The 17,416-nt window shown below is 43.2% G+C and carries 12 protein-coding genes; 10 read left to right on the plus strand and 2 right to left on the minus strand.

Translation table 11 applies throughout. The features are described from left to right. Window positions 1-44 precede the first annotated feature (44 nt). Window positions 45-3,119: a D-2-hydroxyglutarate dehydrogenase YdiJ gene (gene ydiJ, locus DFP75_RS04095; protein ID WP_110572469.1), complete on the minus strand. Its 3,075-nt coding sequence runs from the start codon at window positions 3,117-3,119 to the stop codon at window positions 45-47. A 146-nt stretch (window positions 3,120-3,265) separates the two neighbouring features. On the opposite strand from ydiJ, the gene DFP75_RS04100 reads away from it, so the two are divergent. The 10 genes from DFP75_RS04100 to DFP75_RS04145 all read left to right on the plus strand — a co-directional run bounded on the left by DFP75_RS04100 (window position 3,266) and on the right by DFP75_RS04145 (window position 16,716). Next, a complete protein-coding gene (locus tag DFP75_RS04100; protein ID WP_245926959.1) occupies window positions 3,266-4,219 on the plus strand; it encodes a 1-aminocyclopropane-1-carboxylate deaminase/D-cysteine desulfhydrase in 954 nt (317 codons plus the stop codon). Window positions 4,220-4,351: 132 nt separating this feature from the next. After that, on the plus strand, window positions 4,352-5,233 hold the full coding sequence (locus tag DFP75_RS04105) for an NAD(+) kinase (protein ID WP_110572471.1): 882 nt from the start codon (window positions 4,352-4,354) through the stop codon (window positions 5,231-5,233). Window positions 5,234-5,292: 59 nt separating this feature from the next. Further along, window positions 5,293-6,174 (plus strand): rhomboid family intramembrane serine protease, encoded by an 882-nt coding sequence (locus DFP75_RS04110; protein WP_110572473.1) that lies wholly within the window; start codon window positions 5,293-5,295, stop codon window positions 6,172-6,174. 52 nt (window positions 6,175-6,226) lie between these two features. Then, window positions 6,227-6,508, plus strand: a complete 282-nt coding sequence (locus DFP75_RS04115) for a YeaC family protein (RefSeq protein WP_110572475.1) — start codon at window positions 6,227-6,229, stop codon at window positions 6,506-6,508. Beyond that, entirely contained in the window at window positions 6,508-7,332 is an 825-nt protein-coding gene (locus tag DFP75_RS04120) for a DUF2797 domain-containing protein (protein ID WP_110572477.1), read from the plus strand. Before DFP75_RS04115 ends, DFP75_RS04120 begins: the two co-directional genes overlap by 1 nt. Window positions 7,333-7,345: 13 nt before the next feature. Next, window positions 7,346-9,979: an aminopeptidase N gene (pepN, locus tag DFP75_RS04125; RefSeq protein WP_110572480.1), complete on the plus strand. Its 2,634-nt coding sequence runs from the start codon at window positions 7,346-7,348 to the stop codon at window positions 9,977-9,979. 182 nt (window positions 9,980-10,161) lie between these two features. Beyond that, complete coding sequence (locus DFP75_RS04130) at window positions 10,162-11,697, plus strand: coiled-coil domain-containing protein (RefSeq protein WP_110572482.1); 1,536 nt, start codon at window positions 10,162-10,164, stop codon at window positions 11,695-11,697. A gap of 158 nt (window positions 11,698-11,855) precedes the next feature. After that, the gene (gene metH / locus DFP75_RS04135; protein ID WP_110572484.1) at window positions 11,856-15,593 is read left to right on the plus strand and encodes a methionine synthase; all 3,738 of its coding nucleotides are present in this window, start codon (window positions 11,856-11,858) and stop codon (window positions 15,591-15,593) included. A gap of 79 nt (window positions 15,594-15,672) precedes the next feature. After that, complete coding sequence (gene cobO / locus DFP75_RS04140; protein WP_110572486.1) at window positions 15,673-16,281, plus strand: cob(I)yrinic acid a,c-diamide adenosyltransferase; 609 nt, start codon at window positions 15,673-15,675, stop codon at window positions 16,279-16,281. An 81-nt stretch (window positions 16,282-16,362) separates the two neighbouring features. Beyond that, the gene (locus DFP75_RS04145) at window positions 16,363-16,716 is read left to right on the plus strand and encodes a RidA family protein (RefSeq protein ID WP_110572488.1); all 354 of its coding nucleotides are present in this window, start codon (window positions 16,363-16,365) and stop codon (window positions 16,714-16,716) included. 52 nt (window positions 16,717-16,768) lie between these two features. Here DFP75_RS04145 and DFP75_RS04150 read toward each other — a convergent pair whose 3' ends face one another. Next, window positions 16,769-17,257 (minus strand): Crp/Fnr family transcriptional regulator, encoded by a 489-nt coding sequence (locus tag DFP75_RS04150; protein ID WP_110572490.1) that lies wholly within the window; start codon window positions 17,255-17,257, stop codon window positions 16,769-16,771. Window positions 17,258-17,416 lie beyond the last annotated feature (159 nt).

The raw sequence follows: 17,416 nt of genomic DNA on the forward strand, positions 1-17,416 counted from the left end.
AGGCTCGTATTTCAGAGCCTTAATGATGGTGATGCAGTGATTGCTTAATCGGTTCGCACTTCTCTTAGATGTTTCAAGATGGCTTGCACTGGATGAGGAATGGCAACGTCATCAAACCGTTTTGCTTGGCTACGGCATGAGTAGCCTGTAGCTACTAGTTTTCCGGCTAACCCAGGATCCGTCACTTTTTCTTTCCAAGACAAATCATAAATGGTTTTGGACGTTTCTTTATTCGCGGTTTCGTGACCATAAGTTCCCGCCATGCCACAGCAACCGACGTTTTCGACTTTCAGTTCTAGACCTAAAATACTGTAGACCTTTTGCCAGTCTTGAATAGACGCCGCCGCATTGGTTTTTTCTGTGCAGTGGGTCATTAGGTGGTAAGTCGAATTATCACACATTAAAGGTTGTTTAATCAGGTGAGCACTTTTCTTCATCAACCATTCTTGCAGCAACTGGATGTTAGGTATTTGTCTAGTATCGCCAAAGACTTTGGTATATTCCGAACGATAAGTCAGCGTCATCGAAGGATCAATGCCGATAAATGGCAAGCCATAGAACGCCAAGCTTTGCAGCATGTCTAAGTTCTTACGCGCCGTACGATTAAAGGCTTTCATGAAGCCGTGTACATGCAAGGGTTTTCCGTTAGGCATGTAGGGCGCTAGGTAGGCTTGGAAGCCAAGACGGCTTAGGGTTTCCATCGTGTCTAATACCAGCTCCGTTTCAAAGTAGCTGGTAAACGCATCTTGAACCACGATAACAGCACGGGTTCTGTCTTTTGGGCTTAGGGATTCGATTGCTAATGGTGTTGCCAAACGAATACCACGACGGGACATTTCTTTCTTTAGGTTGAGCGCGCTCAATTTTGGATTTTCAGCCAAGCCTAGGTATTTGCTACAGAAGTGATTAACCCAACGACGTCGAATGAGCCAATTGTATGGCTGAGGAAATATTGCCAACGTTGGCATGATGAATTCTAACGACCCAATCAGGTAATCTTTGGCAGGTCGTAAATAACGGCTGTAATACAGCTCCAAAAATTTCGCTCTGAATTCTGGTACATCAACTTTAATTGGGCACTGTCCGACACAAGATTTACACGCCAAGCAGCCCATCATAGATTCATGCACTTCATTGGAAAAGTCGTAGTCGCCGCGACGTTTTGCTAGTGTGTTTTTAAGCTTTGGAAAAAAGCTAAAAAGAAAATTACTGTTTTTTGCGTCTTTGCTTGCTTTAACCGTGTCCACGCCTTGTTGACTCATTCCACGTAGCCATTCACGCATTAAAGAGGCGCGTCCTTTTGGCGAATGACGACGATCTCGCGTACCTTTCCAGGAAGGGCACATGGCATCATTTGGGTCAAAGTTGTAGCAGGCACCGTTGCCATTACAGTACATACCTTCCTGAAATTGGTCACGATTATGCAATGGAATTTGACGGTCAAATTGACCTCGTAATGGAACGGCATCTATCTGTAATAAATCTACACCGAGTTCAAATGGCGTAGCAATTTTACCGGGATTTAATTGGTTTCTTGGATCAAAAGCGCCTTTTATTTGCTGGATACTCGGATAAAGTTCGCCAAAAAAAGCAGGAGAATATTCAGAGCGAACGCCTTTGCCATGCTCACCCCACAACAAACCATTGTATTTCTGGGTAAGTGCAACGACCTTATCTGTGATCTCTCGGATCATGGGTTCTTGGGCTTCGTCTTTGAGGTCAAGTGCAGGGCGAACATGAAGAACCCCCGCATCAACATGACCGAACATGCCATACTGAACATTATAGCTATCAAGAACGGCACGAAACTCCATTATAAAATCAGCAAGATTCTCTGGCGGTACGGCTGTGTCTTCAACGAATGGAATAGGGCGACTTTCCCCCTTTGCGTTTCCTAATAACCCAACGGATTTTTTACGCATTGCCCAGAGCTTGTTAACGTTATCGTGTCCCATGGCGATGGTGTAACCCAACGCACTGCTTCCGCCTTGTTCCGCTAAAGCATCTAATTTGTCGGTCAGTATTTTGATTTTATCGGCAACGTCTTGTTCGTCATTTCCAGTGTATTCGACAAGGTTAATCCCTTGGATGTCTTCTCCTGCTTTTTCTGGAAAAAACTCAGCTACAGAGTTCCAAATAATATCGCCTTTCGCGAGTCCGAGAACTTTCGAATCAACGGTTTCGATGGAGGTTGGCTTGGCGGCCAGTAGCTCACGAGCATGACGCAGGGATCCTTCGAAGCTGTCATAACGAATATTGACTAAAGCGGCATAAGTTGGAATCGGTAAAAGGTTAACTTTCGCTTCAACAATAAAGCCTAGCGTGCCTTCTGAGCCACAAAGCACCGAGTTCATATTGAATTGTCCGTCTTCGGTGCGAATATGAGCCAAGTCGTAGCCCGTTAGACAGCGGTTAAGTGCAGGGAAGGTGTCTTTGATTTCTTGAGCTTTGCTTTTCTGAATACTATCGACAACACGGTGTGCATGAGCGGAATAGTCACTGCCACTTTGTATATCATCCAGTGTTTTATCATCAATGGGGGCAGAATCTAATAGATGGCCATCTAACAGCACGGTTCTTAGCTCAAGAACGTGATCGCGTGTTTTTCCATACATTACCGAACCTTGTCCGCTGGCGTCGGTATTAATCATGCCGCCAATAGTCGCTCGGTTGCTGGTCGATAACTCTGGCGCGAAGAATAAGCCGTGAGGTTTAATCGCTTTATTAAGCTGATCTTTTACTACGCCGGCTTCGACACGAGCCCAACCTTCCTCAGCGTTAATTTCCAGTATTCGATTCATGTGCTTGGATAAATCGATCACCAAACCATCGGTTAACGACTGGCCGTTAGTGCCCGTGCCGCCACCACGAGGGCTTAACACCACATCGTTGAACTCTTCTTGATTAGAAAGTTGAACCAACAGTTGAATATCTTGTACGTTCTTAGGAAAGATAACCCCTTGAGGTAAGACCTGATAAATAGAGTTGTCAGTTGAAAGAACCACACGGTTGGCGTAATCAGGATTGGTATCTCCTGAGAATCCTGAAGCTTTCAGGCGCTCAATGAAAGAAAGGTATTTGGCCTGAATGGGCGAGACTTCAGAAAGCTTTGGAATCATGTTTCATCTCCACAATTGATGAGTGCGAGGATTTTAACAAACAAATGTCAGCGAGAGTGGTTTTTCTCATTTTAAAAAGTGTGTGATAGCGAATGAAAAACACATGTTATGATGAAAACATGTGTTTTTTGTAACTGAGTATATTTGTGTCTTGTATCCAACCAATCGCCTTTGGGCCAGATTTCCTTCCATCAAATGAATTTAAGGTTTCTAAGATTAATTACGAGTTAGATATCTACCGCGGCGATCTTGAACACCCGAATGCACCGGGAAATAAGTGGCATAAGCTTCAGCATCATATTGAGGCTGCCAAAAAACAAAACGCTTCTGTCATCGCTACGTTTGGTGGGCCGTTTTCAAATCACCTTCATGCCTTTGGTGCTACGCTCAAGGATTTGCCGTTTAGAGCGGTGGCTGTCGTACGGGGCGAACTTCAGCCTAAACTCACTCCCACATTAAAAGATATGGTGAGCGATGGTGTTGAGTTGTGGCCTTCGACAAGAGCCGATTATCGACTTGGTATGGACGCTCAAATAGTTGATGAGATAAACCGTTATTATGGAAATGTTTACTGGATTCCAGAAGGTGGCGGCGGGAAGCTTGGTGCTATGGGTTGCCGAGATTGGGCGACTGATATTAACGCAATCGATGGTAAATATGATGCATGGGTTGTGTCTTCAGGTACTGGCACAACTGCCGCAGGTATGTTGGCAAGTCACCAAACGCCAGATTTACATGTGTTTAGTGCGCTTAAGGGTGAGCCCGCTCAGCGAGATTTGATTTTAGAGTTAGCCAGTCAGCTAGCCGATGCGTCAATCTCAAAAGAGTGCTTAGATTCAAAATTGTTCTTCCATTTCGATTGCCACGAAGGTGGTTACGCCAAACAAAGCCCAGCATTAATTGCCTTTATGAGAGAATTCGCGAAAGCCAATCCCAAACATCCACTTGACCCGGTTTATACAAGTAAAAGCATGTATGCCACCTTGAAAGCGATAAAAGAGGGCGTGTGGCCATATCGTCGTACATTATTTATCCATACAGGCGGTTTACAAGGCTGGCGAGGATATTCAAAAGATACTAATCCCTACTGGTGTTCTTAACGAGATGGCGATAGTCATCGTCTTCATGTTAAAGTTGCGCAACTTATGTAAGACCCACATAAAAATAAAAACCGTTATACACACCTTAGTGGGTTGATTTGTTGACATCGATAGACGGGAAGAGAATGACACATGAGTCTTTTTAGACGTGTTGGTATTATTGCTCGATTAGATAAACCTCAGATTCTTGATACGGTTAAGAAGCTGATGGAATATCTCCAAGAAAAAAACATCGCACCGGTACTTGAAGACCAGTTGGCAACTATGATGCCGGGCGTTAAAGTCGCATCCTCTGCGCTAAAAGAATTGGGAGATCATTGTGACATGGTCATGGTCGTTGGAGGTGATGGTAGTTTCCTCGGCGCAGCAAGAGCAATTTGTAATTACGACATTCCAGTTTTAGGTATCAACCGTGGCACCTTAGGGTTCCTTACCGATATTTCTCCTCATAACCTTCAAGAAGAGTTAGATCCTATTTTTCGTGGTGAATACCACGAAGAAAAACGCTTTATGATCGAGGCCAAAATTAAGCGTCAAAATCGTCCTAGCGGTGAGGGCATAGCACTGAATGATCTAGTGCTTCATCCAGGTAAATCTGCGCGAATGATTCGCTTTGATTTATTTATTGATGATCAATTTGTGATGAACCAAAAGTCTGACGGTTTGATCGTGGCAACGCCAACGGGGTCGACGGCATACGCGTTATCGGCTGGTGGACCTATCATGCTACCAAAATTGGATGCCTTGGTACTGGTTCCTATGCACCCTCATACCTTAAGTAATCGCCCCATTGTGATTGATGCGAATGCAAAAATCCGTATTGTGGTGTGTGAATCCAATCTTACCTACCCAAGCGTGAGCTGTGATGGTCAGTTAAACATTACGGCAGCACCTGGTGATGAAATACATATCACCAAAAAAACGGGGGGGATTCGCCTAATACACCCTAAAAACCATGACTTTTACAATGTGTGTCGTGATAAATTAGGTTGGCAATCCAGTTATCGCCCTTAAAGGGTCGAATAACAGGTTAGTGTTCTTATCATTTTATAAACATATCCTTTAGGGGTTCCATGTATTTTGTTTATCAGTTTCAACAAACAGAAGACCCTAAAGGGTTAAGTGAAGCATTATGGCGACATAAGGTGGCACATCAGATTGTTTCTCAACAAGGCCATGATGAGCTATGGATACTAGATCCAAACCAACTTCCAACGGTTGAGCAACTTCTAACCATATGGAAAGATAATCCCTCTTTGTTAGAACAAACCCAACCTAAAGACGTCAAAGCGACATCTCCGGGTGGCATTGTTTCTCAGCTTAAAAAGTCGCCTGTCACAACCATTCTTTTGTTACTCACTCTTCTAGTGGCCGTCCTTACTCAGCTAGGTGCAAACCTCAAGACAGTTGGTTACTTTTCCATAAGTCCGTTTGATATTAGAAATGGTCATATTTATTTTTATGACTTAGCTGAAGTCGTTGCTAAAGGAGAATATTGGCGTTTCTTTACTCCTGCATTACTGCATTTTAGTGTGCTTCATATTGTCTTTAATACCCTGTGGGTATGGGAAATCGGCGGGAAATTAGAGCGTATTTTAGGTTCCATCGTTTGGAGTGTTGGGGTTGCCATCATTGCGGTTTTAAGCAATGTTCTGCAATATCAACTAAGCGGCTATCCATTATTTGGCGGCTTGTCTGGTGTTGTTTACGGCTTGATTGGTTTTGCTTGGCTCGTACCACTATTAAACAAGCGCTGGCCTAATATTATCAGCAAGCACTTAATGTTGTTTTTTACAGTTTGGCTCGCAGTAGGCTATACGCCTTTGCCTGAAATGATAGGACTTGGCAGCATTGCAAACACAGCCCATACCATTGGTTTGCTATCGGGCTTGGTGCTGGCTGTGATCTATTGGTTGGCGACAAAACACCGCCAAAATCCGTCAAATCAATTTTAATTTTACCTTTTAATTATAGACTTAGCCTGCTGTAGCGCAGGGAGATACAAAAATGAATTTTAAAGAAATGATCGACAATATGTCGCCTGAAGTTTATGTCAAATTGAAGCAAGCTGTAGAGCTTGGTAAATGGCCCAATGGCGTGAGATTGACCCCAGAGCAAACAGAGTTATGTCTTCAAGCTGTCATTACTTATGACTACAGCAATAAAGAAGAAAAAGACCGCGTGGGATACATTGATACCACAGGGCATAAAAATGTCGGCAAAAAAGATCCAGCAAAAGAACAAGACACGATCAAATGGGTAGGTGATGGCCCTGAGGGGCAAGCTTAATGCTGCAAGGCAACCTCAAAAAAATGTCCACTGAAGTCCGCGATGGTCAGGTTTATTATCATCTTGATTTGGGTAATGAACGCGTTTTAATCAACGACCTCTTGGGTAAGAAAGTCTCTTTGCATATTGATGGCATCATTCATTGTGTTCATTGCAGTAAAGTGACTAAAAAATCATTCAGCCAAGGTTTTTGCTACAACTGTTTCCGAAAGTTGGCTGCTTGCGATACCTGCATCATGAGTCCAGAAAAATGTCATTTCCATTTGGGAACGTGTCGAGAACCTGAATGGGCTGAGCAATATTGCATGCAAAGTCATTATGTTTATTTGGCGAATTCATCGGCACTGAAAGTTGGCATCACCCGTGGCGATCAACTTCCTACCCGCTGGATCGATCAAGGTGCGACACAGGCAAGAGCCTTGTTTCGAGTACAAAACCGCAGAATGTCGGGGTTAGTCGAAACCTTGTTTAAAACCGAAGTGGCAGATAAAACCAACTGGCGAAATATGCTCAAAGGGTCGTCTACCGAACTTGATCTTGAGCAAGAGCAAGAGCGATTAATTGATCGCCTTTACGAAGGCTTAGACTCACTACAGAGTGAATTCGGCTTGCAATCTATAACCGATCTTTCTGATGAAAATGAAACCCATGAGTTTCACTATCCAGTTTTAGAATATCCAACCAAGATCACCAGCCTTAATGCGGAAAAAACGCCACTCATTGAAGGGACTTTAATGGGAATAAAAGGGCAATATTGGATGCTAGATACAGGCGTCATAAATATCCGTAAATACACTGGTTATCAAGCGACATTGACATTTTAGGAGATTAGAACAAATGAAAGAGAGTCAGCCTTCAGTAATTTATTTAAAAGACTATAAAGTTCCTCCTTTTCTTATTGATAAAACAGAGCTCACCTTTGATCTAGACGAAGCCACTACCATCGTGACTTCTCGCCTACATATGCGCCGGAATCCAGCGTTTGGCAAATCAACAGCGCCTTTGGTTCTTGATGGCGGTGAAGATGTTAAATTAATCGGTGTTGCTATGGATGACTACGCATTGCCGCCAGAAGAATACCGTATCAGTGAAGATAAACTGATCATTACTGCCACCGCTGATGAATTTATTCTGACTTGTGAAACTCTAATTGAGCCACAAAATAACACACGCCTAGAAGGCTTATATCGTTCGTCTTCTATGTTCTGTACCCAGTGTGAAGCCGAAGGTTTTCGCCATATTACTTATTACCTAGATCGTCCTGATGTAATGTCCGTGTTTACCACAACCATTATTGCTGACGAAGCACGCTACCCAGTTATGTTGTCTAACGGCAACGAAGTAGAGCGCGGTAAAACGGATGAGGGCAAAACGGTCGTTGTGTGGCACGATCCATTTCCAAAGCCTGCGTATCTTTTTGCCTTGGTAGCGGGTGATCTTGCAGTTAAAAATGATGTCTTTACGACACAAAGCAAGCGCGATATAAAACTGCAAATTTTCACTGAGTCCCATAATATCGACAAAGTCGATTATGCGATGGAAGCGCTAAAACGTTCCATGCGTTGGGACGAAGAAACTTACGGTCGCGAATACGATCTGGACATTTTCATGATCGTTGCCGTGGATGACTTCAATATGGGCGCAATGGAAAACAAAGGATTGAATATTTTCAATTCATCATGTTTGCTAGCTAGCCCAGAAACCACCACAGATGATACGTATTTGCGTGTTGAAGCTATTGTCGCTCACGAATATTTTCATAACTGGTCAGGTAATCGCGTCACTTGCCGTGACTGGTTCCAATTAAGTCTAAAGGAAGGTTTTACGGTCTTTCGTGATCAAACCTTCTCTGCCGATATGCATTCAGACACAGTAAAACGTGTTGAAGACGTTTCTTTTCTAAAAACAGCGCAGTTTGCTGAAGATGCTGGTCCTATGGCGCATCCGGTACGCCCAGCATCTTTTATCGAAATTTCAAACTTTTACACCCTGACTGTTTACGAAAAGGGCGCTGAAATTGTACGTATGATTCACACCTTGTTAGGTGCTGAAAAATTCCGAGCCGGTTCCGATTTGTATTTTGATCGTCACGATGGTCAAGCGGTAACTTGTGATGATTTTGTTGCAGCGATGCAAGATGCCTCTGGCGTTGATCTTACGCAATTTAAGCGCTGGTACTCTCAAGCGGGCACACCGATTGTCACAGTGACAGATCGTTTTGACGAAGCAACAGGTACGTATCGTTTAACCATGAAACAAGATACACCTGCCACCCCAGGTCAACCAACAAAATTACCTCTGCATATTCCAGTGCGTGTTGGCTTGCTTGACCAACAAGGCACGGTTATATCTGCTGAAGTAAACGGTGTGAGAGCAGAAGATCATGTATTGCACCTCAATGCCAGTGAGCAAGAATTTGAGTTTAGCGGTTTGACTTCTAAGCCTGTACCGTCTTTGTTACGAGGCTTTTCGGCACCCGTTAAATTACGTTATGACTATTCTTCGAAAGACCTATTGTTATTGCTGTCTTCCGATTCGGATGGGTTTAATCGTTGGAGCGCTGCTCAGCAACTCGCTGTTAATGAGCTAACCACTCTTATTAATCAGGCAATAGAAGGGCAAACCTTATCTATTGACTCGCAATTAGTGCATGGCTTTAAAGCATTGCTAAATGATGAAACGCTCGACCCAGCAATGGTTGCTTTAATTCTTGCCTTGCCGAGTCAAGCTTATTTGTCTGAACTAGCAAATCCAATATACCCAGCGGCCATTAAACAGGCCCGCCAGTACTTAAAAGGGCAATTGGCTAATGCGCTGGAGACTGACTTTGAGCGAGTCTATCGTCAACATAAAATTCAAGGTGAATACCAACCCGCCGCTGAAGACATCGCTCATCGTTCATTGAAAAACATCGCCTTATCTTACTGGGTGGAATCGGGCAGTGAGCTCGCTCAACAAGAGCTTGTTGCACAGTTCAAAACAGCCAACAATATGACAGATCAGTTTGCTGCACTTTCTATTGTGGTTAATACCCAGCAAAAACAAGCCGATGTATTATTGAATGCCTTTTATGAACAGTGGAAAGCGGAACCATTGGTGGTCAATAAATGGCTTATGTTAAGTGCAAGCCAAGAACAAGAAACCGCTTTGGAAACGGTGAAAGGCTTAATGGAACATCCTGCCTTTGACCTAAAGAACCCAAATAAGGTTCGCTCTGTTCTCGGTGGTTTTGGACAAAGTATTAGCGGTTTCCATAAAATGGATGGCAGCGGCTATCATTTCTTGGCAGATCAGATAATTTTGTTAAATAAGCGTAATCCACAAATTGCTTCTCGCCTTTGTACTCCATTAACTCGTTGGAAAAAAATGCAGCCTGAGTTAAGTATAAAAATGAAAGCAGAGCTTGAGCGTATATTGGCAGAAGATTTATCTAAAGATGTTTATGAAGTGATTTCAAAAAGTCTTGCCTAGCAAGTTTTAGATTATCCTTTCGTCGATATTCAAAGCCCCCAATGTTTTTCATTGGGGGCTTTTTTGTGTATGGCTTATAATAATTTGAGTTCTGTCTTTACTGGTTCTTTGCATTCTATACTTAAATCTGGCATAAGAGAGGATAACTTATTGTCGACCTTGAGTTTATTAAGGAGCGAAACATGAAAAGCAATAAAACACAGTTTATTCCTATTGCTTTAGGATTATTATTGTCAGCCTGTAGTACAACGTCCAGCCAGCAAACGTCATCATCTATCGACAATGACGTGGTTGAACCCACAACCGCTACAGCAGTCAAATCAGCAAGCAATGACTCCAATGCTGAACTTATTCAAAACCTTCAGACTCAACTAGACAACAACAAAGCGCAGCTTTCGTTGCTTAATCAATCCCTTGATGAGAAAGATAGCTTAATCGCCTCGCTTCAAAAAACAGCACCAACAGCTGAAACCCTAGCGACTTTAGAAAAGCAAAAACAATCCCGAGCAGAACTCGAATCACAATATTCAGCATTAAAACTGGATAATGAATTATTACACCGTCGTATTAGTCAGCTTGAAAATGAAAATGGATCATTAAAGAAACAAGTCGCCAGTCTTGAAGCAATGCCAGCATCACAAGATGGTTTTAAACAAAGCTATCTTGAGCTATTAGGTGAAAATACAGAGTTGCAAGCAAAGTATGCAAATCTTCAAACAGATAACAAAGCCCTTCAAAAACAGCTTTCAGACCTTAAACAAGAAAACCTAATTCTTGCTGGTGAGTTATCTGACGCCCGAGCTCGACATCAAGCATTATCAGAGAGACTTTCTAATCTAAACGATAACTCTGTGATTCCTGATTCAACAACCCAGCCTGTGATACAAACAGATAACGGTGCTTTTTATGACCGTGATAATGCCCAATTACGTGTTGAATTGATTAATCTGCAAAAGCAAGTAACAGATCAAAAAGCACTAATAGAAGAATATAAAAGTGACATTGTTAAGTTGGAAGCAGCATTAGATGAGGGCGCAGCCTATGAGCAGCGCTGGAAAGACTTAAATGCGAAATTGTCACTTGCACAGCAAAATAATGCTACGTTAACTGCCAAGCTAGAAGCCGCAGAAACGGCTCTTAGCACAACTGAGTCTGAGCTAAGCGCCGTATCAGATCGCCTTACTAGCACTCAGCAAGCACTTCAGAGCAATGAGAATAATGGCATATCGGTCAACGCAACGATCGAATCCTTGCAATCTCAGCTAGGTTCAAGATTACAGAATGTCAGCTGGCAGCTACCAGACGAAATGGCGCTGCACAACAACTTTGAAATTCTGGTTTCTGCTGATGTACAGCCATTTATATCAGGTCAAACTTATCAAGCTGAGCTGGTAGTAGACAGTGATATTCAAATGATTAGCGATCGAGTTGCAAATGCTATGGTGCAAAATGGTCGTTTGCAATGGCGCTGGCGTGTTGCTGGATTAAATGAGAAACCTGACGCGCAATTAAACCTATTTGTTAACCAACAAATGAATTTCCAAGATCAGGTATTTCAAAGACAAATTTATCGTGGTAGTGAAACCTTATCATTAGTCAATACGAACTTGTTCGATAAATACGGCTATTGGGGCATGGCAATTTTGCTTGGCCTGATAGGAGGTTTCCTTATCGGCCGAATTAACAAATCAAAAAACGCCCAAGAATTTAACTCTTAGGCCATTAATTTACTGTTATCTTCACGAAGCTGGCTCCTTTGAGCCGCTTCGTGATTGCCTTTTCTCGAATCATTCAACACTGCATTACTTTTTTTCAACGCGACAAGCCCAACTTTTCGGTATAGTACTCTTGCATATTCTTTTTTGAGGTGGTGAGAGTGGTAAAGTCCGATTCGTATTCTATTATTGAGAAACGACTAGCTGAAAACGTATTGATTCTAGATGGCGCCATGGGCACCATGATTCAGGGATACAAATTAGAAGAACAAGACTATCGTGGCGAGCGCTTTGAAGATTGGGAAAGTGACCTAAAAGGTAACAATGATCTTCTTTCATTGACTCAACCAAAGATCATCAAAGACATTTATTCCAGCTACCTTGCTGCTGGCGCAGACATTATTGAAACAAATACTTTCAATGCCAACTACATTTCCATGTTGGATTATCACATGGAAGATCTCAGCTATGAGCTTAACTTTGAATCTGCACGCTTAGCACGTGAAGCCGCTGACGAATTTACCAAGCAAAACCCAAGCAAACCTCGTTTTGTTGCTGGCGCGGTTGGCCCGACCAGTCGTACTTGTACGATTTCCCCTGATGTTAACGACCCAGGCTTCCGTAATATTCACTTTGATGAACTTGTTGAAGCCTATACCACTGCAGTAGATGGTTTAATTAAGGGTGGTGTCGATCTCATTTTAATCGAAACGATCTTCGATACTTTAAACGCAAAAGCGGCCATTTACGCTGTATTAGATTACTTTGAGAAAGCGGGTGTGCGCTACCCAATCATGATTTCGGGCACCATTACCGATGCCTCTGGCCGTACTTTATCTGGACAAACAACCGAAGCATTCTGGAATTCTATTTCCCACGCTAAACCTATTTCTGTCGGCTTAAACTGTGCACTAGGGCCGAAAGAACTACGCCAATACGTAGAAGAGCTTTCACGTATTGCAGACACTCACGTATCTGCTCACCCAAATGCAGGCTTACCCAACGCCTTCGGCGAATACGATGAATCGCCTGAAGAAATGCTTGAAGAAATTCAGGGTTGGGTTGATTCTGGATTCTTGAACATTATTGGCGGTTGTTGCGGTACTGCGCCGGCACACATTGAAACCTTTGCCAAAGCATTTGCAGACGCGACTCCGCGCGTTATTCCGGTTATCGAAAAAGCTTGTCGTCTATCGGGTCTTGAACCTTTTAACATCGACGGAGATAGCTTATTTGTTAACGTGGGTGAACGTACTAATGTCACCGGTTCAGCGATGTTCAAACGCCTTATTAAAGAAGGTGACTTTGATACTGCGCTCGATGTTGCTCGTCAACAAGTTGAGAACGGTGCGCAAATCATCGACATCAACATGGACGAGGGCATGTTGGACTCGCAAGCAGCGATGGAGCGATTCCTTAAGCTGATTGCCTCTGAACCAGATATCTCACGTGTGCCCATCATGCTGGATTCTTCAAAATGGGAGATTCTAGAAGCCGGCCTGAAATGGATTCAAGGTAAAGGCGTCGTCAACTCTATCAGTATGAAAGAGGGTGAAGATAACTTCCGTGAGCAAGCGCGCAAATTAATGAAATACGGAGCCGCCGTTATCGTCATGGCATTTGACGAAGTGGGTCAAGCGGATACTCGTGCTCGAAAAATAGAAATATGCCGACGTTCATATCATATCTTGGTTGATGAAGTTGGTTTCCCACCAGAAGACATTATTTTCGATCCAAATATCTTTGCCATCGCCACAGGCATTGAGGAACACAACAGATACGCCTTGGATTTTATCGAAGCTACGGGTGATATCACTCGTGAACTGCCTTATGCCAAAGTGTCTGGTGGCGTGTCTAACGTCTCTTTCTCCTTTCGTGGTAATAACCCCGTACGTGAAGCGATTCATGCTGTGTTCTTGTACCACGCGATCAAGCAAGGCATGACGATGGGGATTGTGAATGCGGGGCAACTTGCCTTGTATGAAGACATCCCGCTGAAACTACGCGACGCAGTAGAGGACGCTGTACTTAATCGCACACCAGAAGCAACGGATAACTTGTTAGCAATCGCTGGCGAGTTTGCGGGTAACGGCGAAGTAGCGGAAAAAGAAACTCAAGAGTGGCGTGGTTTGCCTGTTTCTGAACGTCTTAGCCACGCTCTAGTAAAAGGCATTACAGAGTTCATCGATGATGACACAGAAGAAGCTCGCCAAGCTTATGCTCGCCCATTAGAGGTAATTGAAGGGCCTTTGATGGACGGAATGGGCATTGTCGGTGACTTATTTGGCTCCGGCAAAATGTTCCTGCCTCAGGTGGTAAAGTCTGCTCGAGTAATGAAAAAAGCCGTTGCTTATTTGATGCCTTTCATTGAAGAAGAAAAACGTCTCAATATGGACACAGCTTCTTCTAGTAATGGCAAGATCGTTATGGCAACAGTGAAGGGCGATGTACATGATATCGGCAAGAATATTGTTGGTGTGGTTCTGCAGTGTAACAACTTCGAAGTCATCGACCTTGGGGTTATGGTGCCAGCAGAAAAAATCCTGCGGACCGCCAAAGAAGAGGGCGCAGACATGATTGGCCTGTCTGGCTTAATTACACCATCTCTTGATGAAATGGTGCATGTGGCCAAAGAAATGGAGCGCCAAGGATTCGATTTGCCGGTAATGATCGGCGGCGCAACCACATCGAAAGCCCACACGGCCGTTAAGATCGAGCAGAACTACAAACGCAATCAGGTGGTGCATGTTACCAATGCATCTCGCAGCGTAGGTGTTGCCAGCGCTTTATTAAGCAAAGACAAAGAGCGCTATCAAGCCTTTGTCGACGAAATTAAAGCGGACTACGAGAAGACACGAATTCGCTATAAAGATCGCGCGAAAGCCGGTCGTCGAGTTTCCTTGGATAAAGCGCGTCAAAATAAGGCCCCAATAGCGTTTGATGGTGGAAATATTGTAAAACCCAACAAGCTGGGCGTTACTGTTTTAAACGAAAATGATATCGACCTTAATCTAGTTAAAGACTACATAGACTGGACGCCATTTTTCCAAACTTGGGAATTGGCTGGCGCTTATCCTCGCATTCTGACTGACGAAGTAGTTGGCGAAGAAGCCACCCGAGTATATAAAGATGCGCTTAAAATGTTAGACGAAGTGATTGCGAGTAAATGTTTGCAAGCACGTGCGGTTGTTGGTTTGTTTCCAGCGAACCAGACAAACCATGATGACATTGAAATCTATGCAGATGAATCGCGTAATGACGTTATCGAACGTTTGTCTTTCTTACGCATTCAAAATGAATTGACGGCTCCTGGTAAATACAACCATAGCTTGGCCGATTTTATAGCGCCAAAAGAAAGTGGTGTCGCTGATTATATAGGGGCTTTTGCTTGTGCGGCAGGTTTTGGTATCGATCCATTGGTAGAAAAATACGAAGCGGATCATGATGATTACAATTCTATTATGATCAAGGCGGTTGCAGACCGTTTGGCCGAAGCGACAGCAGAGTACTTGCATGAAAAAGTTCGTAAGGAATTCTGGGGCTATGCTGAAGCAGAATCGTTAACCAATGAACAATTGATCAAAGAAAAATACCAAGGTATTCGTCCGGCACCTGGTTATCCTGCTTGTCCGGATCACACAGAAAAAGCCAAGCTTTGGACTCTGTTAGATGTGAAAGAAAACATCGAGATGGAGATCACAGAAAGCTTTGCAATGATGCCTACCGCAGCAGTGAGTGGGTGGTATTTTGCCCACCCAGATGCAACTTACTTCGGTATTGGTAAGATTGGGCCAGATCAGGTTGATGATTACGCAGATCGTAAAGGGATGAGTAAAGATGATGCCGAAAGGTGGCTAGCCCCTAACCTTGGCTATGACCCTGAAGACGACCGTATTTAATTTATGTTTGCAATTATGAGGCCTTATTTGTACGTAAGTATGAATAAGGCTTTCGTTCTATTTAGTAGCAAGAGGCATTATGTCAAAAGCAATTAAGGACCCAGAAAAACACCAACAGCGCATGCAAAATATCAAAAAGCATGTCGATAAGCGTATTGCTAAAGCTCAAGAAGACAAAGGCACTTTTGTGCTTTTGACAGGGAATGGAAAAGGCAAGTCCAGTTCAGCATTGGGTATGGTTGCTCGTGCTCTAGGCCATGGAATGAAAGTCGGTGTCGTGCAATTTTTAAAAGGCGAGTGGAACACTGGCGAAATCGACTTTTTTAAACAACAAGAAAATGTTCGATGGGAAATCATGCCGTCAGGCTTTACTTGGGAAACGCAAAATAGAGACGCAGACATAGCGTCTTCAGAGGAAGCTTGGTCCAATGCATTGAGCATGCTCAATGATCCTGACGTCGATTTGGTTGTATTGGATGAACTGACTTATCTGCTTCACTACGAATACCTGAATGAAGACGAAGTGTTGAAAGCCTTGATGAATCGCCCTGAAAACCAGCATCTTGTTGTGACTGGACGTGGCGCCTCTGAAGCATTGATCGAACTTGCTGACACAGTAAGTGAGATAAAAGAAGTAAAGCACGCCTTTAAACGTGGAATAAAAGCGCAAAAAGGGCTGGAATTTTAGAGGCTTCTGCCTTTATAGTGAAACACTTAAAAATTATAAATATAAAAAAGTATATTCTTTCTTAATGAAATAGAGGTAATTATGGCAACAATTGAGCGCATGGAAGTTGGTCAACGCATGAGCCGTATCGTTAAACACAACGAGACGGTTTATTTATGCGGCCAGGTGGGTGCGGATGCAAATACGGATATCACTGAGCAAACCAAAACCATGCTAGAAAAAGTTGATGTTCTATTAGAGCAAGCTGGCTCAGACAGATCTTATATTTTATCAGCAACAATTTACCTTCGAGATATGAAAGACTTTACAGCAATGAATGCGGTTTGGGACACATGGATTCCTAAAGGCCACGCACCAGCTCGAGCGTGTGTAGAGGCAAGACTGGCAAGACCTGAACTGCTAGTTGAAATATCAGTGGTCGCCGCTATTAAGTAATGACCCGTTATTTATGAATCGACTAATAGTGCAATTCATTAGTCGATTCATTTCATTTCTCAAGCTCATCATATTCAACCAAGGCATTACTCAATTCTCGTATTGTTCTTGCCATATCTCGCGATAAGTTCATCAACAGAATACCGAAATCAAACGGATGTTGATCATGAAAATCACTAAACAACTGGCTTGAGATCTCTAACAAAAGAGAATCTTCTAATGCGCATAGACTGCCGACACGCTCATGCAGGGCAATCATAGACACAAAGCCAATCGCTTCACCAAAACAAACAGTTCTGGTTCGTAATTTTTTATCATTATGTTGCTTGTAGAAATCTAACTTTCCATGCAAGACAGCATAAAAGCTTCCGCCTTTGCTACCATAGGAAAAAACCTCATCACCTTTTGCTACTTTATGCAAAACGCCTTCGTCTAGTAAAAACTGAATTGAAGGGTCTGACAAAGCGCCAAAAATAGAGCCTTCTTTTAGGTGCGCTGGCGATATATCGTACTGTGTCGCTACTGCTAAGACGGTTTCCATATCTTTCTCCGTCAGTGGTTATAACTATATCATCGGCGGTTATCATGATTTCTAAATAGCCAATGGATATATATTAGTTTTAGTCCTATCCAGTCAAAAGATCAGTATCATTTTGTATTCCGTTTGTGGGTTATTGACTCTATGTGTAACAGTTAGTTC

The sequence above is a fragment of the Marinomonas alcarazii genome (genome assembly GCF_003208215.1).
Lineage (GTDB): Bacteria > Pseudomonadota > Gammaproteobacteria > Pseudomonadales > Marinomonadaceae > Marinomonas > Marinomonas alcarazii.

What these genes read in the sequence shown, in the direction of transcription:
- ydiJ (WP_110572469.1), bottom strand. Translation starts at nt 3,119, where the DNA reads ATGATTCCAAAGCTTTCTGAAGTCTCGCCCATTCAGGCCAAATACCTT.
- DFP75_RS04105 (WP_110572471.1), top strand. Translation starts at nt 4,352, where the DNA reads ATGAGTCTTTTTAGACGTGTTGGTATTATTGCTCGATTAGATAAACCT.
- DFP75_RS04110 (WP_110572473.1), top strand. Translation starts at nt 5,293, where the DNA reads ATGTATTTTGTTTATCAGTTTCAACAAACAGAAGACCCTAAAGGGTTA.
- DFP75_RS04115 (WP_110572475.1), top strand. Translation starts at nt 6,227, where the DNA reads ATGAATTTTAAAGAAATGATCGACAATATGTCGCCTGAAGTTTATGTC.
- DFP75_RS04120 (WP_110572477.1), top strand. Translation starts at nt 6,508, where the DNA reads ATGCTGCAAGGCAACCTCAAAAAAATGTCCACTGAAGTCCGCGATGGT.
- pepN (WP_110572480.1), top strand. Translation starts at nt 7,346, where the DNA reads ATGAAAGAGAGTCAGCCTTCAGTAATTTATTTAAAAGACTATAAAGTT.
- DFP75_RS04130 (WP_110572482.1), top strand. Translation starts at nt 10,162, where the DNA reads ATGAAAAGCAATAAAACACAGTTTATTCCTATTGCTTTAGGATTATTA.
- cobO (WP_110572486.1), top strand. Translation starts at nt 15,673, where the DNA reads ATGTCAAAAGCAATTAAGGACCCAGAAAAACACCAACAGCGCATGCAA.
- DFP75_RS04145 (WP_110572488.1), top strand. Translation starts at nt 16,363, where the DNA reads ATGGCAACAATTGAGCGCATGGAAGTTGGTCAACGCATGAGCCGTATC.
- DFP75_RS04150 (WP_110572490.1), bottom strand. Translation starts at nt 17,257, where the DNA reads ATGGAAACCGTCTTAGCAGTAGCGACACAGTACGATATATCGCCAGCG.